Annotated in this window: 24 protein-coding genes; 10 read left to right on the forward strand and 14 right to left on the reverse strand. The window is 42.4% G+C overall.

Going from position 1 to position 22,376, the window contains the following annotated elements:
* Nucleotides 1-73 precede the first annotated feature (73 nt).
* The gene (locus tag DMO16_RS07065; RefSeq protein ID WP_129476283.1) at nt 74-1,915 is read right to left on the reverse strand and encodes a monovalent cation:proton antiporter family protein; all 1,842 of its coding nucleotides are present in this window, start codon (nt 1,913-1,915) and stop codon (nt 74-76) included.
* A 204-nt stretch (nt 1,916-2,119) separates the two neighbouring features.
* On the opposite strand from DMO16_RS07065, the gene DMO16_RS07070 reads away from it, so the two are divergent.
* Nucleotides 2,120-3,277 carry an FtsW/RodA/SpoVE family cell cycle protein gene (locus DMO16_RS07070; RefSeq protein ID WP_129476286.1) on the forward strand — a complete coding sequence of 386 codons (1,158 nt, stop codon included), beginning with the start codon at nt 2,120-2,122 and terminating at the stop codon, nt 3,275-3,277.
* A 71-nt stretch (nt 3,278-3,348) separates the two neighbouring features.
* Complete coding sequence (gene prpE, locus DMO16_RS07075; protein WP_129476289.1) at nt 3,349-4,086, forward strand: bis(5'-nucleosyl)-tetraphosphatase PrpE; 738 nt, start codon at nt 3,349-3,351, stop codon at nt 4,084-4,086.
* Between the two features lie 209 nt (nt 4,087-4,295).
* Here prpE and DMO16_RS07080 read toward each other — a convergent pair whose 3' ends face one another.
* From DMO16_RS07080 to DMO16_RS07095, 4 genes are read right to left on the reverse strand one after another with little or no spacing between them, the layout of a single operon-like run.
* Entirely contained in the window at nt 4,296-5,201 is a 906-nt protein-coding gene (locus DMO16_RS07080) for an RluA family pseudouridine synthase (protein WP_129476291.1), read from the reverse strand.
* Nucleotides 5,202-5,212: 11 nt separating this feature from the next.
* Entirely contained in the window at nt 5,213-6,007 is a 795-nt protein-coding gene (locus DMO16_RS07085; protein WP_176716375.1) for an NAD kinase, read from the reverse strand.
* A gap of 26 nt (nt 6,008-6,033) precedes the next feature.
* Nucleotides 6,034-6,675 (reverse strand): GTP pyrophosphokinase, encoded by a 642-nt coding sequence (locus tag DMO16_RS07090; RefSeq protein WP_061969028.1) that lies wholly within the window; start codon nt 6,673-6,675, stop codon nt 6,034-6,036.
* A gap of 22 nt (nt 6,676-6,697) precedes the next feature.
* Nucleotides 6,698-7,078: a hypothetical protein gene (locus DMO16_RS07095; RefSeq protein ID WP_061969026.1), complete on the reverse strand. Its 381-nt coding sequence runs from the start codon at nt 7,076-7,078 to the stop codon at nt 6,698-6,700.
* Between the two features lie 133 nt (nt 7,079-7,211).
* On the opposite strand from DMO16_RS07095, the gene DMO16_RS07100 reads away from it, so the two are divergent.
* From DMO16_RS07100 to DMO16_RS07115, 4 genes are all read left to right on the forward strand, one after another.
* Nucleotides 7,212-7,787 carry a CYTH domain-containing protein gene (locus DMO16_RS07100; RefSeq protein WP_129476294.1) on the forward strand — a complete coding sequence of 192 codons (576 nt, stop codon included), beginning with the start codon at nt 7,212-7,214 and terminating at the stop codon, nt 7,785-7,787.
* A gap of 63 nt (nt 7,788-7,850) precedes the next feature.
* Complete coding sequence (locus DMO16_RS07105) at nt 7,851-8,483, forward strand: lytic transglycosylase domain-containing protein (protein ID WP_241840476.1); 633 nt, start codon at nt 7,851-7,853, stop codon at nt 8,481-8,483.
* A 209-nt stretch (nt 8,484-8,692) separates the two neighbouring features.
* Nucleotides 8,693-9,103 carry a globin gene (locus tag DMO16_RS07110; protein WP_061969019.1) on the forward strand — a complete coding sequence of 137 codons (411 nt, stop codon included), beginning with the start codon at nt 8,693-8,695 and terminating at the stop codon, nt 9,101-9,103.
* A complete protein-coding gene (locus DMO16_RS07115) occupies nt 9,100-9,996 on the forward strand; it encodes a ClpXP adapter SpxH family protein (RefSeq protein WP_061969017.1) in 897 nt (298 codons plus the stop codon). Before DMO16_RS07110 ends, DMO16_RS07115 begins: the two co-directional genes overlap by 4 nt.
* Nucleotides 9,997-10,292: 296 nt before the next feature.
* Here the strand turns inward: DMO16_RS07115 and pepF are convergent, their stop codons facing one another.
* The 3 genes from pepF to mecA all read right to left on the reverse strand — a co-directional run bounded on the left by pepF (nt 10,293) and on the right by mecA (nt 14,124).
* Nucleotides 10,293-12,110 carry an oligoendopeptidase F gene (pepF, locus tag DMO16_RS07120; protein WP_129476297.1) on the reverse strand — a complete coding sequence of 606 codons (1,818 nt, stop codon included), beginning with the start codon at nt 12,108-12,110 and terminating at the stop codon, nt 10,293-10,295.
* Between the two features lie 34 nt (nt 12,111-12,144).
* Nucleotides 12,145-13,359, reverse strand: a complete 1,215-nt coding sequence (locus tag DMO16_RS07125; RefSeq protein ID WP_129476300.1) for a competence protein CoiA — start codon at nt 13,357-13,359, stop codon at nt 12,145-12,147.
* Nucleotides 13,360-13,449: 90 nt separating this feature from the next.
* Nucleotides 13,450-14,124, reverse strand: a complete 675-nt coding sequence (gene mecA, locus DMO16_RS07130) for an adaptor protein MecA (RefSeq protein ID WP_129476303.1) — start codon at nt 14,122-14,124, stop codon at nt 13,450-13,452.
* A gap of 313 nt (nt 14,125-14,437) precedes the next feature.
* On the opposite strand from mecA, the gene DMO16_RS07135 reads away from it, so the two are divergent.
* Nucleotides 14,438-15,100: a TerC family protein gene (locus DMO16_RS07135; RefSeq protein ID WP_129476306.1), complete on the forward strand. Its 663-nt coding sequence runs from the start codon at nt 14,438-14,440 to the stop codon at nt 15,098-15,100.
* Between the two features lie 36 nt (nt 15,101-15,136).
* Here DMO16_RS07135 and spxA read toward each other — a convergent pair whose 3' ends face one another.
* The 3 genes from spxA to DMO16_RS07145 form a co-directional block, all read right to left on the reverse strand.
* Entirely contained in the window at nt 15,137-15,532 is a 396-nt protein-coding gene (gene spxA / locus DMO16_RS07140; protein ID WP_061969003.1) for a transcriptional regulator SpxA, read from the reverse strand.
* A 241-nt stretch (nt 15,533-15,773) separates the two neighbouring features.
* Complete coding sequence (locus DMO16_RS25140; RefSeq protein WP_276203841.1) at nt 15,774-15,902, reverse strand: hypothetical protein; 129 nt, start codon at nt 15,900-15,902, stop codon at nt 15,774-15,776.
* 24 nt (nt 15,903-15,926) lie between these two features.
* The gene (locus DMO16_RS07145; RefSeq protein WP_061969001.1) at nt 15,927-16,490 is read right to left on the reverse strand and encodes a GNAT family N-acetyltransferase; all 564 of its coding nucleotides are present in this window, start codon (nt 16,488-16,490) and stop codon (nt 15,927-15,929) included.
* A gap of 139 nt (nt 16,491-16,629) precedes the next feature.
* Between DMO16_RS07145 and DMO16_RS07150 the strand changes: the two genes are divergently transcribed.
* The 3 genes from DMO16_RS07150 (at nt 16,630) to DMO16_RS07160 (ending at nt 19,380) form a co-directional block, all read left to right on the forward strand.
* Nucleotides 16,630-16,815 (forward strand): hypothetical protein, encoded by a 186-nt coding sequence (locus DMO16_RS07150; protein WP_061968999.1) that lies wholly within the window; start codon nt 16,630-16,632, stop codon nt 16,813-16,815.
* Nucleotides 16,816-16,901: 86 nt separating this feature from the next.
* On the forward strand, nt 16,902-18,656 hold the full coding sequence (locus tag DMO16_RS07155) for a UbiD family decarboxylase (RefSeq protein ID WP_129476310.1): 1,755 nt from the start codon (nt 16,902-16,904) through the stop codon (nt 18,654-18,656).
* A 187-nt stretch (nt 18,657-18,843) separates the two neighbouring features.
* A complete protein-coding gene (locus DMO16_RS07160; RefSeq protein WP_061968994.1) occupies nt 18,844-19,380 on the forward strand; it encodes an HD domain-containing protein in 537 nt (178 codons plus the stop codon).
* A 28-nt stretch (nt 19,381-19,408) separates the two neighbouring features.
* On the opposite strand, the gene DMO16_RS07165 is transcribed toward DMO16_RS07160, so the two are convergent.
* From DMO16_RS07165 to DMO16_RS07175, 3 genes are all read right to left on the reverse strand, one after another.
* Nucleotides 19,409-20,260, reverse strand: coding sequence for a DegV family protein (locus tag DMO16_RS07165; RefSeq protein ID WP_129476313.1), 852 nt, complete (start codon nt 20,258-20,260; stop codon nt 19,409-19,411).
* 81 nt (nt 20,261-20,341) lie between these two features.
* Entirely contained in the window at nt 20,342-21,346 is a 1,005-nt protein-coding gene (locus DMO16_RS07170) for an ABC transporter ATP-binding protein (RefSeq protein WP_061968990.1), read from the reverse strand.
* Nucleotides 21,346-22,365 carry an ABC transporter ATP-binding protein gene (locus DMO16_RS07175; RefSeq protein ID WP_061968988.1) on the reverse strand — a complete coding sequence of 340 codons (1,020 nt, stop codon included), beginning with the start codon at nt 22,363-22,365 and terminating at the stop codon, nt 21,346-21,348. Before DMO16_RS07175 ends, DMO16_RS07170 begins: the two co-directional genes overlap by 1 nt.
* Nucleotides 22,366-22,376: the final 11 nt, after the last annotated feature.

Raw genomic sequence — 22,376 nt, forward strand, 5'->3', positions numbered from 1 at the left:
TATGAACAGATTTCAAAAGAAAAAACGCAGAAAAATGGCTAAGTCAATACCTAAGCTTTTTCTGCGTTTTGTTTTATCGCAATACTCTTTTTAATTGCTTGATATGATCCCGGCTTCCAGTCACAATCAATTTATCGCCGAAAAGGATCTCTGTGTCACCGTGTGGCACGATAGAGTCCTTGCCCCGAAAAATGCGCACAATAATAGCATCACCGAAATGCGGGAAATTTCGAAGGGCTGTTTTATGATAATCCATTTTTTTAACCGGTATATCATAAAGCGAGTTGTCATTACGTGACAGAAAGCTCGCGACCGAAGGATTTTCGATCATCATTTTCAATAAGACCTGCGAACTGAAGAAAGCGGAATAAACTTCGATGTTTTTATTGGATAGCTCTTCCCTTTTGACTGAATCCTCTATTCGGGTAATTACCCTCCTGATCCCATGGTCTCTCGCTTCCTGGGCGATCGCTTCGTTTACGCCGTCTTCCCCTGTTGCCACAACGAGAATCTCGGACTCAAACACGCCGCATTCTTTTAATGTTTCTATTGCATAATTGTCCAGCTCTATGATATCAAAGGTCTCAAGCTGTTTCGGATCTTTCTCTACCTGCTTGGTATGATAGATCTTTTTTTCATAACGGCTGCTGTCCAGCTCTTTGGTCACTGGAAGCGTAAATTGGTTGGCACCTATAATAGCAATAACTTCTTTCGGTGTTTCATTGTTCTTCCGTGGAAGCAGTTTTTTAAAGAACACCGGAGTTATAATACAGCTGATCACTGCCGTCAGGATAAGCGCGGATGAAGTTCTAGTATCAATAACCTTGATCCGTTCACCGATTTTAGCAGCGGCAATAACCAATGATAGGGTTGAGGTCAAAAGGAAACCGGATGCAAGTACCGTCTTCCAGTCATACCATTTTCTGAGCACCAGGATCGGGATAAATTTTGATATCAATAAACCAATCAATAGCAACGGAATGAGAATGAGCGCTTTAGGATCTTTAAGGATCGAAATTAAATCCAGGTCCACACCGACCATAACAAAAAAGATCGGAATCAAAAACCCATAGCCAAATGAGTCCAGTTTATGGACCATGTGCTGGTTCGGTGAAAGCAGAGAAACTAAGACTCCTGCTAAAAAGGCGCCTAAAATATTTTCCGCTCCCACCGATTCGGATACTCCAACGAGTACGATAATGAGTGTAAAAACAGCTCTTGTGTCAATTTGCACCGTACCTTTGGACAGCGTCTCAAGGAACGTATGATGACGCATGTATTTTCCGACAAAATAGAGAATAATCCCTGCTCCAAACAGGATAAGCAGCAGCCACATCTGAGCGCTGTTCCCTGATTGAAGGGAAACAAAGACTGCAAGCAGAATCATGGTCACCAAATCGGCAATAACAGCAATTAGCAGAATGATTTGGCCAATGCCGGTACGTGACAATTCTTCTTCTTTAAGTGTCGGCACAACCACTCCCAGTGATATCGTGGAGATGATCAGTGTCATGAAAAACGCATCGTCCGTAAACCCTGTCCAGACAAAAATTAAGGACAAACCGAATGAGACGATAAAAATCAAGGTAAATATAATCGTAGATATCTTGAGCCGGTTCGGTTCACGTTTGCCGTTAGGCAGCTTTTTCTTTTCTGAGCTTGGCGCGAATACGGAGAAATCAATTTCAAGTCCGCTTAAGAACATTAAAAAGATGAAGCCGAGCACAGAAAGAATATCGAGCCATGTTCCAGCATGAACGATGTCAAATCCGCTTTTTCCGATAATGATCCCGGCAATAATCTCCGCTACCACAACCGGTAAAAACTTGATCCTCAGTTTGCTGAGAATGATTGGTATGAAAAATGCCGTTAAAATAACAATTACGAGTGATGTGATTGAAGCATGGCCTCCCATAGCTACCTCCTTTTTTCCATTAATTCTTATTACCCAAGATAAATTTTATGAAAACCCTTCTTACTTTAGTATGCACCATTTGATTTTGTCCACTATAATGAAGAAGTAAAGGAATTGTCAAATTAAATCTCTCCTTATTAGTAGGCAAACCTGAAAAATTTCGGTAAGATAGAACATGTTATCGAAATAAGGAGTATGAATGCAATGGAAACTAACAGGCAGTCCCCGCTGCAGCAGCTTGATTATAATTTAATATTTTTGTTGTTTTTGTTGATGTGTGTGAGCTGCTTGGGTATATACAGTGCTCAGCAGGTTGCTCAATATGATTCGAACTTTGTGATCAAACAAATCATGTGGTATGCCATCGGCGGTTTTGCCGTCGTTGGGGTCATGATTCTTGATTTTGATCAGTTTAGAAAACTTTCATGGTATTTATATGGACTGGGTATCGTGCTCTTAATTGGTATTATCGTCGCTCCCGAATCCATTGTTCCGAACATTAATGGTGCACGGGCATGGTTCCGCTTTGGCCCTTTCGCCCTTCAGCCTTCAGAGTTGATGAAAGTAGCATTGATCATTTCGATCAGTAATTGCATCGCTACACACAATGAGAAATATATTGTGCGTACCCTACGTGAGGATTTACTTCTGATAGGAAAAATCGCATTTATTGTCATGCCCCCCATGCTGCTCATTTTAATGCAGCCCGATTTGGGCACAGGATTGGTATTTGTTGCAATCACTCTAAGCTTGATGCTCGTTTCAGGAATTAGATGGAGGCTATTATCTATTATCGCCCTGATTGGAATTCTTTTTATCAGCCTGCTGGTATGGCTTTACTTTACGTTTCCTCAGTTCTTTCTTGATTATATTTTGGATGAATACCAGCTTCAGCGATTCTACGCTTGGCTGGATCCTTACGGTCATAAGGACACAGGATATCAAATTCGTAACGCGCTAATGGCTGTTGGATCTGGCCAGCTTTTTGGTAAAGGTTTTACTAATGGTTCCGTTTATTTTCCAGAAGCACATACCGACTTTATTTTTTCCATGATCGGTGAAGAATGGGGCTTTATCGGTACAAGCGTCCTGATCTCCTTGTTCTTTTTATTCGTCTACCGAATGATCAATACCGCCTTGGAAAGCAATGAAGCGTTCGGCAGCTACCTTTGTGCGGGTGTCATCGGCATGATCACCTTCCAGGTATTCCAGAACATCGGAATGAACATTCAGGTCATGCCGATTACCGGGATCCCCCTCCCCTTCATTAGTTATGGAGGAAGCTCGGTTCTCGCCCAGATGATTGCCTTTGGTCTCGTTCTCAATGTAAGGTCAAGAACAAGAAAATACATGTTCGAATAAACACCTGCCTTGCAGGTGTTTTTTTTAATGATTTGGGGTTATAGTAATAACCAACAAGGACGGTGAATGAAATGAAGTATGACATTATAGGCGATATCCACGGCTGCTGGGATGAATACAGGCAGCTGACGGAAAAGCTTGGATATGAATGGAACGAAGGTGTGCCGGTTCATACTGGCCGTCAGCTTGTCTTCCTTGGGGATTTGACAGACCGCGGCCCAGAATCGGTGAAAATGATGGAACACGTATATGAACTGGTGTCGGTGAATAAAGCGTTATATGTGCCTGGCAATCACTGCAACAAGCTTTATCGTTACTTGATTGGCCGCAACGTGACGATTAATTACGGACTCGAAACGACTGTAGCTGAGATACAGAATCTCCGCCGTCCTCTTTACAAAAAGGTCAAAGAGCATTTTATCTCACTGTATGAAAAAGCTCCGCTCTACCTCGTTCTTGATGGCGGCAAACTTGTGGTTTCTCATGCCGGGATTCGAGAGGACCTGATCGGCAAACAAGGAAAACAGGTAAAAACCTTTGTCCTTTACGGCGATATAACCGGAAAACACAATCCGGACGGCACACCGGAGCGCCGTGACTGGGCCGCAAAATATTCCGGAAAAGCGTATATTGTCTATGGACATACTCCCGTTCAGGAACCGAGGGAGCTAAATAACACCATCAATATTGATACCGGCTGCGTATTCGGCAACCGCCTTACCGCATTGAGATATCCAGAAAAGGAACTCATCTCAGTCTCTTCTTCCATGCCTTATGCCGAGGAAAAGTTCCGCAGTTTCTCAAGGTAAGGGACAGAGACAGTAAGCTCTTTGTTTTGGCCAGTAAATATCGAAATCCGGCCAGTAAGTTTTCGATTTCGGCTCGTATTTTCATCGTAAGCCTTATCTTACCGTAAATTAGGAGCATGTGTCCTTCCAGAATCCCCTTTTTCGTAAAAAGACAGAAAAAAAAAACAGCCTTCTGGCTGTTTTTTTCACTAATTATAGTCGTTTTTTCATCAATCCTCAGCTTCAATATGACCAAATAAACGACTTAAATCTTCGGGCAACGGAGCGAATAACGCCATTTCTTTTTCCTCAAACGGATGATAAAAAGATACCTTCCAGCTGTGAAGCGCTTGCCTGCCGATTACATCTATTGGGCCTCCGTATAAGTCATCTCCAAGTAATGGATGACCGATATGTGACATATGCACACGGATTTGATGGGTCCTTCCGGTTTCGAGTTGAAGAGCAACCAGACTATTCTGTCCCAATTCCTTCAATAGCTCAAAGTGGGTAACTGCCACTTGTCCGTGCTCACAGACCATCCGTTCAACAAGGCTTTCCGTATTTCTTGCGATATTAGCGGATATGGTGCCTTTTTTTTCGTTGAACGTTCCGCTTACACCGGCAAGATATGTCCGTTTGATTTCTTTGTTTCTTTGCTGTATTGAGAATAACGAATGAGCAAAGCGGTGCTTCGCAATCATCACCAGCCCCGAAGTATCTTTATCGAGACGGTTGATGGCATGAAACGTGCTTTGAATTTCTTTTTCTTCATAATAGTAAAGAACGGCCTGTGCAAGTGATCCATACGATTGATAACGAGACGGGATCGTTGGCAGGCCTGGTGGCTTGTTCACGATCAAAAGGTGGTCATCTTCAAAAAGGATATCAAGCGGGATCAGCAATGGATTCATCGAGGAACTGATTTCTTCCGGAGGAAAACGGACCGAAATTTCGTCACCTGTTACAACTGATTTTCTTACCGTCGACGGCTCCCCATTCACAAGGAGTTCACCGCCGGCAAATTTGATGTCAGCTAACGCACTCTTGGAAATTTTTTTATGGACCCGTAAAAACTCACGAAGCAAGCCGGCTTCGTTTTCCTTTACCATCCACTTGATTACAAATGTTGTCATACGTTCTCCTGTTAGTCCGTAACAAATGCTTCTTTAACCCGTTTCCAAAATGGGAATGGGCGAAACCGGGCAAAACGGATTTTTTCCTCTGCAACACGGCATTGTATGGATTTAACTTTCTTTTGCAGCAAAAACAGGTGATCAATTGTAATATGAAAATCAACATCATTCACCGGTTTAAGCATGCAGGTGTGGTGCTGTGGAAGCACAAGGGGTGAACCGATGGTACGGAACACACGGTTGTTGATGGACGCCATCTCTGAAAGCTGGATGGATGGCAGCGAAGGATGAATGATCGCCCCGCCAAGAGCCTTATTGTAGGCGGTACTGCCAGATGGAGTGGAAATGCAAAGGCCATCTCCCCTGAACGTTTCAAACAGATCCCCTTTAATCTCAACATCCATCACCAGTGAGCCTTCGCCGCTTTTCACAGTACATTCATTTAATGCAAGATAGCTTTTTTCGTCCACATCGTCCAAATATCGGACAGTTACCTCCAATAGCGGATACTCCACGATTTGATAAGGTGTTTTGGCAATATGAATCACCAGTTTTTCAACTTCATCCGGCACCCAGTCCGCGAAAAAACCCAAGTGACCAGTATGGATACCCACGAATGCTGTATCATTAATCCGGTGTACATAATGATGAAAGGCATGGAGGAGGGTTCCGTCCCCTCCTACCGTTATGACAATATCCGGTTCTGTTTCATTGTATTGCAATTCAAATTCCTGAAGATAGGTTTTGATCTTTTGCTTCAGTGTATTCGATTTTTGGTCGCCTTTTGAAATAATGGCAAACTTCACGTGTGAGTCACCTGCTTTCAAAGAAGTTATGTAGTTGGAGCCGATCCAGGTCCGTCGTCCGTCCGTTCTGAAAAAACGATCTGAGCTTCCTGAACTTCCCCTCTGATTTCAGCCATTTCCTCATCCAGCCGGCCAGCTGCCTCAGCGGCGCGCTGAAGACGAAGCTGAATATCCTTTGGGATCTGGCCCTGGTATTTATAGTTTAATGAATGTTCAATTGTAGCCCAAAAATTCATCGCGAGGGTCCGGATTTGCACTTCTACAAGAAGGGGCTTTTCTCCATCCAGGGTTTGTACAGGATAGCGGATCACCAGGTGATAGGATCGGTAACCGCTTGGTTTTTTATTGGTAATGTAATCGCGCTCCTCTACAATCTCAAAATCCTTCCGATTTCTGAGCATGTCGATTACTTTTTTAATATCATCCGTAAACTGGCACATGATGCGCAATCCCGCCAGATCCTGAATTTCTTCCTCAATTTTATCCAGCGGAATATTCTTTTGCCAGGCTTTATTGAGGATCGAATTAATAGGCTTTACCCTTCCAGTCACAAATTCAATCGGAGATTGCTTGATCGTTTTTTGATATTGTTCGCGAATGCCCCTGAACTTCACTTTTAATTCATCAACAGCTTGTTTATAGGGTGCGAGAAGGGTTTCCCAGTCCATACTCTTATTCACCTTCCTGTCTTTACTTAATATGAGCCGAAAACGCTTTTTCTACTGCTTCCAGCATCTCTTCTCCATAATTACTGTTATCTTTAATGTTCTCTATCAGATAAGACAGTTCAGAATGAATAGCTCCGAGCGGTAAGGCTTCCTCTCCTCCGGCTACCTGCAGTACTACAGGAAGTCTGGCTGTTAAGGCTTCGCTTAACTTGCCCCAGAATGGTTCTGGCAGCCCGATATAAACCAGGTCATCCTCCGTTTCCAGAACATAGATAAAGGACAGCTGATCGGAATCCACCAGCATCCTTTCCCCATCCTTCCATTGGGATATACCGTTCTGATCAATCTGAAGAATAAGCTGATCACCCGTTTCTGCGTGTTGTATGTCATGTCTGATTGCCATATGTACCTCCTAAAAAAACAAATATTCTACACCCTAGTTTAACATAAGTATGTGTACATTTTGTCATTTGAGAATCAAAATGACCTGTGTCATAATGAGATTCGTGTAAAACAACCAAAAAGGAGTGCTGGCCATGGAGCAAGAAGTTGAAATTGAATTTAAAAATTTATTGACTCCTGATGAATTTTTTCGAATCTCGAACGATCTGTCCCTTAAAGAAGAATCTTTTATCACTCAGATCAACCACTATTTCGATACCCCCTCTTTCTCATTAAAGCATCATAAATGTGCTCTTCGTATCCGCGAAAAGAACGGCAGCCGCATACTTACCCTGAAGCAGCCCCATCCCGACGGCCTTCTTGAGACCCATCAATCCCTGACAGATTCAGAATTTGATCAAATCATGAAAGAAAACTCTTTGGTGAATGGCGATATCCCCTCCATTCTGATGGAGTTGGAAATTCATCCCAAAGACATTGCTTACCTCGGCACACTAACCACCAGGCGGGCGGAATTGCCTTATCGAGACGGAATCCTGGTTCTGGATGAAAACCAGTATCTTTCAAATACAGATTTCGAACTTGAATACGAGGCAAAAGAAAGACTGCAGGGTGAGAAGGATTTTAAAGATCTTTTGAAAAGCTACGGAATTCCTGAACGGGCCACATTAAACAAAATCCAGCGGTTTTTTGAAGCAAAAAACAACTAAGAGCCAATTGTTTATATCTACCTCATTTGGTATGATTAGTTCTATAGATGAGGAGAGAAACCAATGGAATTTAATCCGATAAAAATGATGCTGCAGCTTAAAGTTCTAAAGCATATAAGTGCTGCCGGCATCCAATCCCCTTTTGCATCTTCACCGTTTGCGATGATTCTTGAACAGCTTTTTGAGGCTGCGGGCATAATGCCCGAGCAGACAACGGCGGGATCTCAGGAGAGATTGAGTGTGACCAATGTTTCCCAGCAGGAGCAGTTGCCTGTAAAGCCAACTACTGCACCCCTCGCTTCCAAACCGCATCAGGATATACACCAGCTGATTGATCAAATCAGTTCCAAATACAATATGAATCCCGCACTCATTACATCGATAGTACAGCATGAATCAGGGTTTAACCCCATGAGCAAAAGCCCTGCAGGAGCAATGGGACTTATGCAGCTTATGCCTGAAACCGCCAGAGGCCTGGGGGTCAGAAATCCATATCATGCTGAAGACAACCTTGAAGGCGGAATCAAATACATCAAACAGTTGCTCGACAAGTACCACGGTGATGAAAAATTAGCTCTGGCGGCATACAATGCCGGCCCGGGAAACGTAGCCAAATACCGAGGCATTCCTCCCTTTAAAGAAACCCAAAGTTATGTGGCCAAAGTATTACATACTTATGAAGCCCTCAACGCATAAACGCCCTTAAAAAGGGTGTTTTTTTTGCTGTAGTACAGTCCTCAGACCTATTGTTTGCTAAGACTGCCATACCCTTGCTACAATAAGTTTACACAAATGAAAAATGGGAATACTATTCTTCCGGATTTTTCAGGATGGATGGTCTAGTCTGAACAGAAACATCCCCATTATTTTTCTTATTTTGATATAAGCATGAAGGAGTTTTCACCATGAATGATATGGACATGACCCCTTATGAACATTTGGGTGGAGAAGCCGTTTTAAAGGAAATGGTTACAAACTTTTATGGTTTTGTGAAGCAAGATGAGGTTTTGGCTCCGCTTTTTCCAGATGATCTGACTGAAACCGCACGTAAACAAACACAATTTTTAACTCAGTTTCTTGGAGGTCCCTCTTTATACACGATCGAGCATGGGCATCCTATGCTTAGAGCAAGACATATGCCTTTTCCCATTACACACCGCCATGCCAAAGCCTGGCTCGGCTGTATGGAAAAAGCGATGGACTCTGTATCCCTGCAAGGCCCTTTACGGGATTTTATTATCAGCCGTCTAACCATGACTGCTTATCATATGGTAAATACGTCCGATGATAGCCATGGAAAGGAGAATAACTATTGACATTTTCTGAAGCCGGGTATCCTTTTGAAGCGAAGCAGAAGGGGAATATCGCTGCTTCCAACTGTCATAAACCATTGGAACTCTATTCTGTTATTGATCCTTTGAGCCCCGAGTGCTGGGCACTTGAACCTATATTAAAAAAGCTGCAGGTAGAATACGGCCAATATTTCACATTAAGGCATATCCTCGGCGGCCGGTTGGATTCCCTGAACTCTTTTAGAAAAAAGGGATATGCATCTGCAAAACGGATTGCAGAGAGGTGGGATAAGACTGCCAACATGACAGGCATGAGCTGTGACGGCGATTTATGGCGGGAAGATCCAATACTTGCACCTTATCTGGTTTTTCTTGCCATCAAGGCAGCCGAGCTTCAAGGCAAACAGTCAGGAAACAAATTTTTGCGAACACTGAGAGAACATTTATTTTTACAAAAGCAAAATATCTCAAAAGAAGACGTTCTTTATTCCATTGCCGAAATGGTTGGATTGGACGCGTGTGAGTTTATGAAAGATATTCATTCACAATCAGCCATCAAAGCCTTGCATTGTGACTGGAAGTTTGCCAACGAGATGGAAATTGACCAAATACCAACACTGATCATGTTTAACGATAAAGCTGAAGAAGAAGGCATAAAAATTGCAGGAAGCTATCAATATTCCATTTATGTGACCATCATAGAAGAAATGCTCGGTTTTCGGCCGGAGCCCAGTGCCCCTCCAGCGATAGAAGAATTTATGAAAACTTATCGCTTTGTGGCAACCAAAGAACTCGCAGTCGTCTACAATATGACGGAAAGCGAAGTCGAAACAATAATGAAGAAACTGGTTTTGCAGCAAGTTGTGAAAAAGGTGCCTGTTAAACACGGTACTTTTTGGAAATATACCCATTCTTAAAAAAGACGAACCCTATATGGTTCGTCTTTTTTGTGCTTTAAGCAAATAGAATAATGCCAAGGAGGTTGTTCATTGTGTTTATCATTTTATTCCTCTTATGTGCATTCATGCTTGCTGGCGGTTTTTATTTCTTTCTTTTATCGTTGTTGAAGATGATATCCTTTGCTCTTTCAGTCCCCATTCTGTTTGTGGCCATCCTGTTATTAATGTTATGCCTGAACTATCGCTATAAACTTAATAAGCTTTTTCATCAATGAAAGAAAGCTCCCGGCCGGGGAACGGCAAGGAGCTTCTTTTTATTGTTCAAACAGCAAGCTTTCCATCTCATCCAATATTTCTTCAAAAACTTTCAAAGCATCTTCAACCGGCTTGGAAGTTGTCATATCCACTCCTGCTTTTTTCAGTACCTCAATCGGATAATCAGAGGACCCTGCTTTCAGAAAGTCAATATACCGGGAAACCGAACTCTCGCCCTCTTCCAGGATTTGCTTGGAAAGTGAGGCTGCCGCACTGAAGCCTGTGGAATATTGATACACATAGAAATTGTAATAAAAATGCGGGATTCTGGACCACTCCAGACCAATTTCCTTGTCAATCACCACATTCTCGCCAAAGTACTTTACATTCAAATCGTAATAGATCTGAGTCAGTAGTTCTGGCGTTAACGGTTCCCCATTCGCCGCACGTACATGGATTGCCTGCTCGAACTCTGCAAACATGGTTTGCCTGAAAACGGTCCCCCGGAACCCTTCAAGATGGTGATTCAACAAATACAATTTCTCTTGCTTATCCTTTGTTTTGTTCAGCATATAGTGATTTAGTAAGGCTTCATTGCACGTAGATGCCACTTCCGCTACAAAGATGGAATAATCGGCGTACGGATAAGGCTGAGATTCCCTAGTATAATAGCTGTGAACAGAATGTCCGACTTCATGAGTCAATGTAAAAAGATTATTGACATTGTCCTGCCAGTTAAGAAGAATGTATGGCATGGTTCCGTATGCTCCGGAAGAATAGGCACCGCTCCTCTTTCCAGCGTTTTCATGAACATCAATCCACCGTTTTTCAAAGCCTTCTTTTACGATGTTCTTATATTCTTCACCCATCGGATCCAGGCTCTCCAGTACGAGCTTCTTGGCTTCTTCATAGGTTACTTCCATTTTCACATCCTGTACAAGCGGTGTATACAGATCATACATATGCAATTCATCCAGATTAAGAGCTCGCTTCCGTATATCCACATACCGGTGAAGCAAATGCAGATGATCATTTACGGTTTTAACCAGATTCTCATAAACCTCTTCTGGAATGTTGTTATCATTCAATGCCGCTTGTCTGGCTGAATCAAACTTTCTCGTTCTAGCAAAAAAGTTATCTTTTTTCACAGTACCCGCCAAGGTGCTTGCGAAGGTATTCTTAAACTTGTCATACGTGCCGTACACTGCTTTAAAGGCATCTTCCCTTACGCGGCGGTCGCTGCTTTCAAGAAAGCGAATATATCTTCCGTGGGTTACCTCGATTTCTTCGCCATTTTCATCTTTAATCACAGGAAACTTTAAATCTGCATTGTTCAGCATGCCAAAGGTTGTACTAGGGCTTGCCGTTACTTCGCTGACATCAGCCAGCAATGCTTCCTCCTCTTTAGAAAGAACATGCGGTCTTTGGCGGTTAATTTCATCAAGGACATGCTTGTACAACCCAAGATCCTTGTTATCCTTGATATAGGAGTCAATCGTTTCTTCCGGGAGTAACAATATTTCCGGCACGGCAAATGATAATGAACTGCCCACCTGTGTGGCAAGGTTAGATGCCCTGTCGTTCAGTCCCTGATAAAGTGAGTTTGTTGTATCCTGATCATATCTCATATGGGCGTATGTATACAGCTTCCCAAGCTTTTTTGTCAGCTCATCCTGTTTTTGAAAAAACTGAAACAGCATATCTGCTGATTCACCCAGTTTTCCTTGGAACTGCTTAACTTCCGGCAATAAGCGTTTAACTTCACTAAATTCTTCTTCCCATTTGTCGTTGGTTGCATAAATCGCTTCAAGATCCCATGTATCCTGCAATGGCAGCTCTTCTCTTTTTGGAAGAGACTTGGATTTGGTTTGAGCCATTTGGCTGCACCTCCATCTGTAGTATTGTGCATAACTACATTTTACCAGAAAACAGTGGATTCAAACCATGTTTTACACTGAACTGCATGATATGGAAATCATTTTTTAACGCCTTATCCATTGTGCTCGGGAACACAGGCTGTCGAATTTTAATAAATTGATGTTTTCCTGCCGGCTTTAATACACCGTAAGCACATAAAAGATCGAGATAGTTCAAAACAGCATGCGAATAGTGGGTTTCAATCAGGGGCAGCTTCCTTGTTGTCAGCAGTTTTTTCTCAACCAGCCATTGCATGGATTTATAGGCACGTGAAAAACTGATGGGCTCTCCCATTTTTAAAGGAATGATGCTTAAAAGCAGAAGGTATGATTGCCAGACATAAGAGGGCTCGGTCAACGTGTAGGAACCCAATACAGGCATACCGGCTTCAGAAGGGAAATAGGCTATGGCGGATCCATTTTGAAGAAAAAGTTTTTTTAAATAGTAAAAGGTTGGGTGATTTTGTTTAAAGGCGTAGAGTCTCCACTGTTTTTTCATGTGAAGCCAGGAGGTAACAGGAAATAAGGAGTTGGTGTTTTTTTCTGAAGGCGGGGTTTGTAATTCTTGAAAGGAATACTCTTCTAGTGGAGTTTGAAAAAGGGTTCCGTAAACACGGGTTGAGGTAACAGGAATGATCGACGTTAAATGAAGCACTTTTGCCTCTTCCGGGCAAAAATAAGTGAGGGATGGAAGTTGAGGTGATGAAAGTTTCGCAGTAAGCCAATCAAATGAGGAAAGCTGAAACATAAAGGGGCTCAGTATCTTCAGTCTTTTTTTGCCCAAAATCCATTTTGGTGACATTCCCTTGCCGATATAACCTTTCGTCCGTTTCATAAAAAGGGATGGAGACATGGTCGAGCATTGAAACTCAATGGGAAAGTTGGCGGGGATAAAAAAATCCGGCCGCTGGGAGATATCCGGAAAGAACGGTTCCAAAAGCACATCGGAATATTGCCTGCTGGCCTGTTCATACAGAAGTTTTTTGCCGAGAAGGTGATACATGGACTCTCCTTTTAACAGGGAGCAATCACTGACGCCGGGAAGGTGGGAAAAATGCCACACTTTCATCGTACCTGCTTTAATCTGCATCCTGCTGCGGCATTCCGGACAGTAAAAACCGTTTTTGCGCTGCATTTCTTTTAGCTCATCTTTCGTATAACCGGTTAACAGATTAACCCGGGTCCCGTTGTCCAAATAAGCAACGAGCATGACATCACTCCTTTTTCTTTTAGTTTATTTTACCTCTCCAAAGTTTTCAATAACAAAAAAACCGATTCCAGTTATGAAATCGGTTTTTGCTTAAAGGTTAAAGTGAGTAGAGACCTCTTCGAGCGCGTGCTCTGCAATGATTTGCTTTCCGTATTCTTGAATCCGGTGGATGGAAGCATCCGAATCAGCACCATATTCAAGCAATTGAGACAATAAGTCATCTTGTTCCCGATCTGTCGTCTCTGGATTGAAAGTCACATACAAGTAATACTTATTTTCAAAGTGGTACAGGGAGTTGGCAAACAGGGTGCTGTCAACATTATGAGAGAGCATGATCATGTCCTCGAAATCCTTAAACGCCAGCAGGAATGAGAGATAATCTTCATCTGCTAGCTCAATATCCTCTGCTATATCTGATTCATCTGTAGCAAATTGCTGATCCAGTATTTTTTCGATATTTTTATCCACAGGAAGATCAATTTTTTCATCACCTAACGGCAACTCCAATTTCGTGCCATCCTTGGACATTTGGGCTCTGGTTACAATGATTTCAAGTCCTTTATCCAATGCTTGAACCTGAATCCATAACGGTCCTTCAAGCGGAAATTGTTCTTGTTGATGGGCTTCGTCCATCATTTCCCAGAACAGCTCTTCCCCCCGTTCACGATCTGACCATATTTCTTCTCGATCAAAACCGCGGTCTTCTATATCTCTATACGTAATGAAAAACTTTATGGTAAATTCATTTACTCTTTCGATTTCCATTTCGTTCTCTCCCTTCTTTCCGTATTGTATCCTATGAAGGGATATTTTCCCCTGGGTATGATGTATAGTCACTTTTCCCTAAAATAAGAAAATTCAATCCAAAGTTGCTTCATTCTTGTACTCTTATTCTATGACAAAAGTTCAAAGTTGGAAATAAAAATGCTGACCCATTTTTCTGCCCTTTTTTTCATCAAAAGAGCTTTTCTTGACGCCCTATATCTGCTGTCATATAATTCAATGGTCTTTATTAAAACATTTTCGTATATATTAACACACATGATGGGGTTTATCACCTGAAAGGGGTTTTAGATTCGTGGAAGCCGATTTTTTGATCGCACTGTTGCAAATTATCGCGATAGATATTCTTCTTGGAGGAGATAATGCCATTGTCATTGCCTTAGCCAGCAGAAATCTTCCGGAGCGGCAACGCAATAAAGCGATCTTAATTGGGACAGGCCTTGCCATCGTTGTAAGGGTACTCTTAACTGTACTCGTTGTTTATTTGCTGATGGTACCATTTCTTTATCTGATTGGCGGATTGCTTCTTATTTACATTGCTTTTCAGCTGCTTGTTGACGATGATGAGGAAAACGATATCAAACCTGGAATGTCACTCATTGGGGCTATACGCACGATTGTTGTGGCCGATGTTGCCATGGGCCTGGATAATGTATTGGCAGTTGCCGGAGCGTCACACGGCTCCATTCCGCTCGTTATTATTGGACTGCTTGTTTCTGTGCCGATCATTATTTGGGGAAGTAAAGCCATTCTTCACTTAATGGAACGATTTCCTTTTTTGATTTATATCGGTTCGGCCATTCTTGCTTATACAGCGGCTGGCATGATTATATCCGAAAAGGAACTGCAGCCCTTCTTCAGATCAAATCCCGCTTTGGAATACGGCGTAATCATCTTTGTCGTCCTCGGCGTCATGCTTGCAGGTGTATTCATTAAAAAAGCAAAAAAATCCAAATAAAAAAGCTTCTACAGAAGTTAATCTGTAGAAGTTTTTTTAGTTAACCATACGCTGTGCTTCAAGAAGCTGGTACGTACGGACTTTTCTAGGTAAAAACCTTCTGATTTCATCTTCATTGTAGCCTACCTGGAGTCGTTTTTCATCCATGATAATTGGCCTTCTTAATAGCCCTGGATTGTCAGCAATTAACTGATACAAATCCTGAAGGGGCATAGTTTCAACGTTCAAGTTCAATTCCTGAAACGTCTTTGAACGGGTAGAAATGATTTCATCCGTTCCGTCCTCTGTCATGCGAAGAATCTGTTTAACTTCCTCTATGCTTAAAGGCTCTGAAAAAATATTTCTTTCTTGGTATGGAATTTCATTTTCTTTTAACCACGCTTTTGCCTTACGACAAGATGTACAACTCGGCGAAGTAAATAGAGTAACCATATGGATCTTCTCCTTCCCCATACTCCTGATTTAGTATCTACTTTAAAATAGTTATTAAATCATATTTTTTATTATACTACATTTTCTTTAAACAAGAAAGGTCTTCACAAAAATGTAATAAAACTTATACACCATAATCGAAATTATGTAATTCAATTATATAGACGTATTACCCTGTAAAAAGTTTCACAAAACATAAAAAAAGAAATAGGATGAAGAAATTTTCATCCTATATGCTTGATTATGCAATTGATTTGACTTGCGAAGCAGGACCTTTTTTGGGAACATTTGATAAGCCTCTAAGATTCTTTTTCAGCATCTCTTTAAGCATTTCCCGTTTGGTCTGTTTTTTCTTTTCCTTGGCTTTCATGCAGATACCTCCTTGCCATAGAAATTACTCGGTTATGGCGCCTTTATCGTGCTGAAAGGTTAATACATCGGTTACATCTTCATATGCTTTACCGTACAATTCTTTATCTTTGTACGTGTGTATTTCATTATACGTCTTTTTCATGTTTTCATAAACACTTTCTTCACTTTCTCCTTCGGGAGCCCAGTAAAGAATCTCCATTTCGTTCACTTTGTCGGTTGCAAGGGATTTTCGTCTGTACCCGATTTTTGAAGCATGGGTAAAGTCTTCCCTGCGATAGAAACGCTGCCTTTTTTCTGTATCTGTGTCTTCATAATCGATGGGTTCGACTTCAAGTATGATCGGCTTTCGCTTTTCTTTCAGCTGCTGCAGAAGTTTTTTTCCAAGCCCCTGACCTCTTGACTCTTTTGCTACAAATAAATAATCAATAAAGATAAAGTCGTCCAGTTCAACATACATTAATACATGATGAGGACCTTCATCTTTATGGTAGATGTCTCCTTTATCCTTCAAAAGGAGTTCCATGTGTTCTTTTGATTTCATTTCCTCAATCGGAAAGTATTGATTCAATTTGTCATACCAGTTCATAATAATAAGCCAGCTCCTAACGCAGTTATTTAGTTATAGAGTTAGTAAATTTACCACCAACTAGTTTTCCCTCTTTCCAAAGGGATAAACATCTTATACAATGAAGAGGAATGAATGCCTTTTCACTGGAGGGGATTTGATGGCCTTGTTTTTCCGGGATTTGCTTCTGCTCGCCGTTTTTGTCATCGGTTTAACCGCATTCATGGGGATCATTTCACATTGGTTTTCACTTAAGTTGTTTGGCGGAAAGTCGGTTTTAAAATTTGTGGATCGTACCAAATCGTTTCAGTCAAGCTGGAGAAATGTAAAAAGAAGAGACCTTTGAACAGCTTCTACTTTACGGGAAGTTGTTTTTTTGTGAAGATAAAGATATTACTTAGAAGATTTTAATTACATACTAGAGGTGGATACATGCATATTAACATACGTACCTTTATACAACAACTTCGACAAGAAAATGAACTAATTGAAATAAATGCACCGGTTGACCCTTATCTTGAAATCCCCGAAATTCATCGGAGAGTAATTGACGAGCAGGGTCCTGCTTTGCTGTTTACCAATGTAAAAGGCTCAGATACCCCTGTGGTAACCAATTTATTCGGCACAATCCGGCGCGTGGAGCTCGCATTCGGTCCCAAACCAGAAGTTCTCGTGCAGCAGCTGGTTGACTCAATCGATGATCTCCTCCCTCCTTCCCCGTCAAAATTATGGGGAAAAAGAGGAATGATAAAAGATGTTTTGAAAATAGGAACACGAGCAGTTAAACCTTCTAAAGCTCCTGTTATGGAGCACTATACAACAGACGTTAATATGAAGAAGCTGCCTGCCTTGACAGGATGGCATCTGGACAGCAATCCTTTTATTACGCTTCCTCTTGTGTATACGGAGCATCCCGGAAAACATGAACACAATCTTGGTATGTACCGAATTGAAATTAAAGAAGAAAAGAAAACCGGGATTCACTGGCAGATTCATAAGGGCGGCGGCTTTCACCACTATGAAGCAGAGCAGATGAATCAAAAGCTGCCTGTGACATTATTCCTTGGAGGTCCACCCGCGCTTACCATCAGTGCCATCGCCCCGCTTCCTGAAGCTGTCCCTGAGCTTATGTTCACTTCCATGCTCATGGGTGACAAGCTGAATCTTACTCACGCTCCCGGGTATCCACATCCATTGATCGCAGAAGCGGAGTTCGCGTTTGGCGGTTATGCGCCTCCGCATGTTAGAGAACCAGAAGGACCGTTTGGAGACCATTATGGCTATTATTCATGGGCACACGATTTCCCTGTTTTTGAAGTTGGCCGGATGTGGAAGCGTAAGGATGCCATCTACCCTGCTACAGTCGTGGGAAAACCAAGACAGGAAGATTACTTTATCGGAGAATACCTGCAACGCCTTATGAGCCCCCTTTTCCCAGTGGTAATGAACGGGGTTAAACAATTGTGGACATACGCAGAAACAGGCTTCCATGCCCTTGCTGGTGCAGTTGTCCGTGAATCCTATTATAAAGAAGGACTTGCCCATGCGCTGCGTATTATGGGTGAAGGCCAGCTGACGTTAACTAAGTTCTTGATGGTGACGAATAAAGATGTGGATTTGCAGGATTTTTCTCAGTTGCTCGAAGCTGTGCTTGAGCGCTTTTTGCCTGAGCGTGATCTCCTCATCCTTAACGATACCTCGATGGACACCTTGGACTATACGGGGCGAAAATTCAACACCGGCAGCAAAGCGGTCATGACAGGCCTTGGTGAGCCTGTCAGAGAATTGCGGAGGACCTATGATGGTGCAACCATTCCGGGTATTCATGATGTCCAGCTGTACTGTGGAGGGTGTATATGCCTTTCCGGTCCATCTTTTGAAGACGATCCTGATTTTGCTGAAAAACTGTTGGCAACTGCAGCTCGGCAGCTTAGCGACTGGCAGCTTGTTTTCCTGGTGGATGATGCCTCCATTGCAGCTTCTCAATCACAATTTTTATGGACCACCTTTACCCGGTTCGACCCTGCCTTTGATCTGTATGCGAAACATGAGGTGGATCGGAATAAATTAAAATACAGCGGCCCTATCATTATTGATGCACGAATGAAACCTTTTTATCCTGAAACGGTTGAAACACGGCCAGATATCAATGAATTGGTAACCAAGCGCTGGAAGGAATATTTTTAATAAAGAAGGGAGAAATCCCTTCTTTAATTTTTGTTCAAATGAGAGCGCTCCCAATTATTTTACATTTTTATTTGTTGATACACCTCCATTTTGGTGGTATAGTATATAACAATATACATTTCTGGAGAAACAAGCCCTCTGAATAAGGTGGGTTTTTTTTAAAAGAACAAAGGAAGGAGAAATTGCGATGAGAAATGTAACATTAACCGATATTTTTCAGCAACCATCCGCCCAAAAGTACTTGAACAGGTCTGGTGTTGTTCATGCGATTGCTACCGCCTATCATGCCTTATCGTTTGCAAAAGAGTATGGAGTCGATCCTGATCTTGCCACAAAAGCGGCATTGTTGCATGATGTCGGACACTATACCTGGTATACGAATGGCCAATGGGACTACTCGCTTTACAAAGAGAATGATATCCATGCGATAAAAGGAGCGGAACGGGCACATAAGCTGCTGATCCGGCTTGGAGAAGATCCTCGTAAAGCCAAAGAAATTGCTTTAGCCATTTTACTTCACACCGATTCCTATCTTCCAAAAGGACAGCTGGACCTGTTGCCTCTTCAACGGGTAGTAGCATTGGCAGATGAAGCAGACGAAGAGCCAGGCGGAATGCATCATTATCGAAATCTGGATATGAAGACCGCACTTTCCCGCATTAAAAAATTGGACCGATTGGTGGATGCTCAATATGAGACTGAAAATCTAAAACACTCCGTATAAACAAATCATACGGAGTGTTTTTTATATTTTAATGAAGGATAAATCCTATCGCGTTTTCACTGGCATAAGTTCCAATGGTACTTCCAAAGCGTGTAAATGTAACCGATTTAAATTTAGAGAATGAGAAAAATTCGCCAAACTCTTTGATTACTTCCTGTTTTGACGGAAGGCTGTGAATGATAAAGAGTTCTTTCTCAGGATGCTGATGGTGCCAATCCTGCAGGATCTCTTTCAGCTTGCAAAGTCCCTTTTTCTTTCCCCTAAACTTCCCCACTGTTTCAACGATTCCATTTTGTACTGATAGGAGCGGTTTAATATTTAAAAATTCCGCAATAGCACCTTGAACTGCTGAAATACGCCCGCCCTTTTTAACATTCTCCAATGTCTCCAGGAGCACGTAAGCAATAATGGTTTCCTTTTGTTGTTCAATCTCCTCAACAACCTGCTTTGCATTTTTGCCTTGGCAGACCAGAGAGTCTGCAAGTTTAATCAACACTTGAACCCCTGCAGAAGCAGTACCTGAATCGATAATGTGGACTCTGTTCTGGACCTTTTCATCAAGCATCCCTTTAGCAATGGACGCGCTTTGCACAGTTCCGCTCAAATTCGATGAAAGCCCTACATATATAAGCTCATTCCCTTTTTCAATCTCTTTTTGGAATACATTCAAAAAGGCTTGCGGGGATGGCTGGCTGGTTTTTGGAAGGTGTTCTTCTTTTGCCATTCTCTCGTAAAACATATCCGTGCTGATCGTTTCGCCATCTAAGAAATGGTCGCTGCCAAACGTAATATTAAGAGGAACGACGGCTAAAGGAACGGATAACGCATGATGCTCTGCACAATAATCGCTGGCACTATCCAGTACAAACGTAATATTCATTCAATGACCTCACTAGAAAAGATTCCTTGCTTCCTTAACATAACACAATACGATCTCCCGATATACAGGAGATCGCTGTATTTACTGCTGTTTATTCTCAGTGTTCAACTCATTGTCATAAAGATGGCAAGCTACCCAGTGGCCTTCCCGCGCTTCCAACCATTTCGGTTCTTTGCTGGCACACACATCCATTGCGTGCGGGCACCTTGTACGGAACCGGCAGCCGCTTGGAGGGCTGATCGGGCTAGGGAGATCGCCTTCAAGAATGATACGCTCCCTGCTGCGTTCCACTTCCGGATCAGGAACAGGAATAGCGGAGAGAAGAGCCTGGGTGTAAGGATGCAATGGTTCTTCGTAAAGCTCATCACTTTCTGCCAGTTCTACAATGTTACCAAGATACATCACACCTACACGGTCAGAAATATGCTTAACCATGGAAAGGTCATGCGCGATAAACAAATACGTTAGACCGCGCTCTTTCTGAAGTTTCATCATCAGGTTGACCACTTGAGCCTGAATGGAAACATCCAGCGCTGAAATTGGTTCATCCGCAATAATGAAATCCGGGTCTACAGCAAGTGCACGGGCAATACCGATACGCTGGCGTTGTCCGCCGGAAAACTCGTGCGGATAACGGCTCGCATGTGCACGGTTCAAGCCTACTGTTTCAAGAAGCTCATAGACTCTTTCCATACGTTCTTTATCGTTTTTTGCCAGACCGTGGATGTCTATTCCCTCGGCAATAATATCCTTGATTGTCATCCTTGGGTTCAATGAAGCATACGGATCCTGGAAAATCATTTGCATGCGGCGGTTAAACGACTTTAAATCTTTTCTGGACTTTTTGCCATGAACATCCTTGCCTTCAAAGGTCACATTCCCGCCTGTGGCTTCATAAAGGCGGATGATGGTTCGTCCTGTCGTGGATTTTCCGCATCCGGATTCTCCAACCAGTCCGAGAGTCTCTCCTTTATATATATCAAAGCTGACATTATCAACCGCTTTTAAGACAGCATTTTTCCCAACATTGAAGTGCTTTTTGAGATTTTTTACTTCCAATAATTTTTCTCGTTCAACGACTGCCATTAACGGGCACCTCCTACTAATGCGGCTTCAGGCGGTTCAACCTGAGGCGCACGCTCATCCAGAAGCCAGCATGCCGTTTTATGCGTGGAAGTAACATCGGTCACATCCGGCATGTTGTCTACACACACCTGCATTGCATAAGGGCAACGGGCAGCAAAAGGGCAGCCTTTTGGAGGATTAAGCAAGTTCGGTGGTGTACCTGGAATGGCCATTAATTCTTTATCCGCAGAATTCAACTTCGGCATGGAAGATAATAACCCCCATGTATACGGATGCTTTGGATTATAAAAAACTTCATCGGTTGTTCCTGTTTCAACAATGGTGCCGCCATACATAACGGCTACCCGCTGAGACAGATTCGCCACTACGCCAAGATCATGCGTGATTAAAATAATGGCAGTTCCTGTCTTTTGCTGCAAATCTCTCATTAAGTCGAGAATCTGTGCCTGAATGGTTACATCAAGAGCTGTTGTTGGCTCGTCGGCAATCAATACCTTAGGGTTACATGCCAGCGCAATGGCAATCACCACACGCTGTCTCATCCCACCTGAAAATTGGTGAGGATATTCATTAATACGAAGCTCGGGATTTGGAATACCAACCAATTTCAACAGATTGATCGCACGTTCCTTCGCTTCATTTTTGGATAAATTCTGATGTTTTCGAAGGCCTTCCATGATCTGCTTCCCAACTGTCATCGTCGGGTTAAGAGAAGTCATCGGGTCCTGAAAGATCATTGAAATTTCAGAACCGCGAATTTTTTCCATCTCACGGTTGGAAAGCTTGGTAAGATCTCTTCCTTCAAAAAGGATTTCTCCTTCTTTAATTTCACTCGTTTTTTCAGGCAGCAATCTCATGATGGATTTTGAAGTAACGGATTTTCCGGAACCTGATTCTCCTACAATTGCAAGAGATTCTCCTTTTTCAAGATGAAGATTGACCCCCCGGACAGCTTTTACTTCGCCTGCAAACGTATGAAAGGAGACATTGACATTATTTAGTTCTAGAATATTTTTCATCTATTTCTCCC

Origin of the sequence: Fictibacillus sp. S7 (assembly GCF_004127935.1) — a bacterium.
GTDB classification, from domain to species: Bacteria; Bacillota; Bacilli; order Bacillales; family Fictibacillaceae; genus Fictibacillus_C; species Fictibacillus_C enclensis.

Bases quoted from the DNA above. Each gene is read 5' to 3' on its own strand.
- DMO16_RS07155 (WP_129476310.1), top strand. From the start codon at position 16,902: ATGCATATTAACATACGTACCTTTATACAACAACTTCGACAAGAAAAT.
- DMO16_RS07070 (WP_129476286.1), top strand. From the start codon at position 2,120: ATGGAAACTAACAGGCAGTCCCCGCTGCAGCAGCTTGATTATAATTTA.
- DMO16_RS07105 (WP_241840476.1), top strand. From the start codon at position 7,851: ATGGAATTTAATCCGATAAAAATGATGCTGCAGCTTAAAGTTCTAAAG.
- DMO16_RS07095 (WP_061969026.1), bottom strand. From the start codon at position 7,078: ATGGCAATCAGACATGACATACAACACGCAGAAACGGGTGATCAGCTT.
- spxA (WP_061969003.1), bottom strand. From the start codon at position 15,532: ATGGTTACTCTATTTACTTCGCCGAGTTGTACATCTTGTCGTAAGGCA.
- DMO16_RS25140 (WP_276203841.1), bottom strand. From the start codon at position 15,902: ATGAAAGCCAAGGAAAAGAAAAAACAGACCAAACGGGAAATGCTTAAA.
- mecA (WP_129476303.1), bottom strand. From the start codon at position 14,124: ATGGAAATCGAAAGAGTAAATGAATTTACCATAAAGTTTTTCATTACG.
- DMO16_RS07170 (WP_061968990.1), bottom strand. From the start codon at position 21,346: ATGGCAGTCGTTGAACGAGAAAAATTATTGGAAGTAAAAAATCTCAAA.
- pepF (WP_129476297.1), bottom strand. From the start codon at position 12,110: ATGGCTCAAACCAAATCCAAGTCTCTTCCAAAAAGAGAAGAGCTGCCA.
- DMO16_RS07150 (WP_061968999.1), top strand. From the start codon at position 16,630: ATGGCCTTGTTTTTCCGGGATTTGCTTCTGCTCGCCGTTTTTGTCATC.
- DMO16_RS07080 (WP_129476291.1), bottom strand. From the start codon at position 5,201: ATGACAACATTTGTAATCAAGTGGATGGTAAAGGAAAACGAAGCCGGC.
- DMO16_RS07065 (WP_129476283.1), bottom strand. From the start codon at position 1,915: ATGGGAGGCCATGCTTCAATCACATCACTCGTAATTGTTATTTTAACG.
- DMO16_RS07125 (WP_129476300.1), bottom strand. From the start codon at position 13,359: ATGCTCGTTGCTTATTTGGACAACGGGACCCGGGTTAATCTGTTAACC.
- DMO16_RS07145 (WP_061969001.1), bottom strand. From the start codon at position 16,490: ATGAACTGGTATGACAAATTGAATCAATACTTTCCGATTGAGGAAATG.
- DMO16_RS07160 (WP_061968994.1), top strand. From the start codon at position 18,844: ATGAGAAATGTAACATTAACCGATATTTTTCAGCAACCATCCGCCCAA.
- DMO16_RS07110 (WP_061969019.1), top strand. From the start codon at position 8,693: ATGAATGATATGGACATGACCCCTTATGAACATTTGGGTGGAGAAGCC.
- DMO16_RS07175 (WP_061968988.1), bottom strand. From the start codon at position 22,365: ATGAAAAATATTCTAGAACTAAATAATGTCAATGTCTCCTTTCATACG.
- DMO16_RS07165 (WP_129476313.1), bottom strand. From the start codon at position 20,260: ATGAATATTACGTTTGTACTGGATAGTGCCAGCGATTATTGTGCAGAG.
- prpE (WP_129476289.1), top strand. From the start codon at position 3,349: ATGAAGTATGACATTATAGGCGATATCCACGGCTGCTGGGATGAATAC.
- DMO16_RS07100 (WP_129476294.1), top strand. From the start codon at position 7,212: ATGGAGCAAGAAGTTGAAATTGAATTTAAAAATTTATTGACTCCTGAT.
- DMO16_RS07090 (WP_061969028.1), bottom strand. From the start codon at position 6,675: ATGGACTGGGAAACCCTTCTCGCACCCTATAAACAAGCTGTTGATGAA.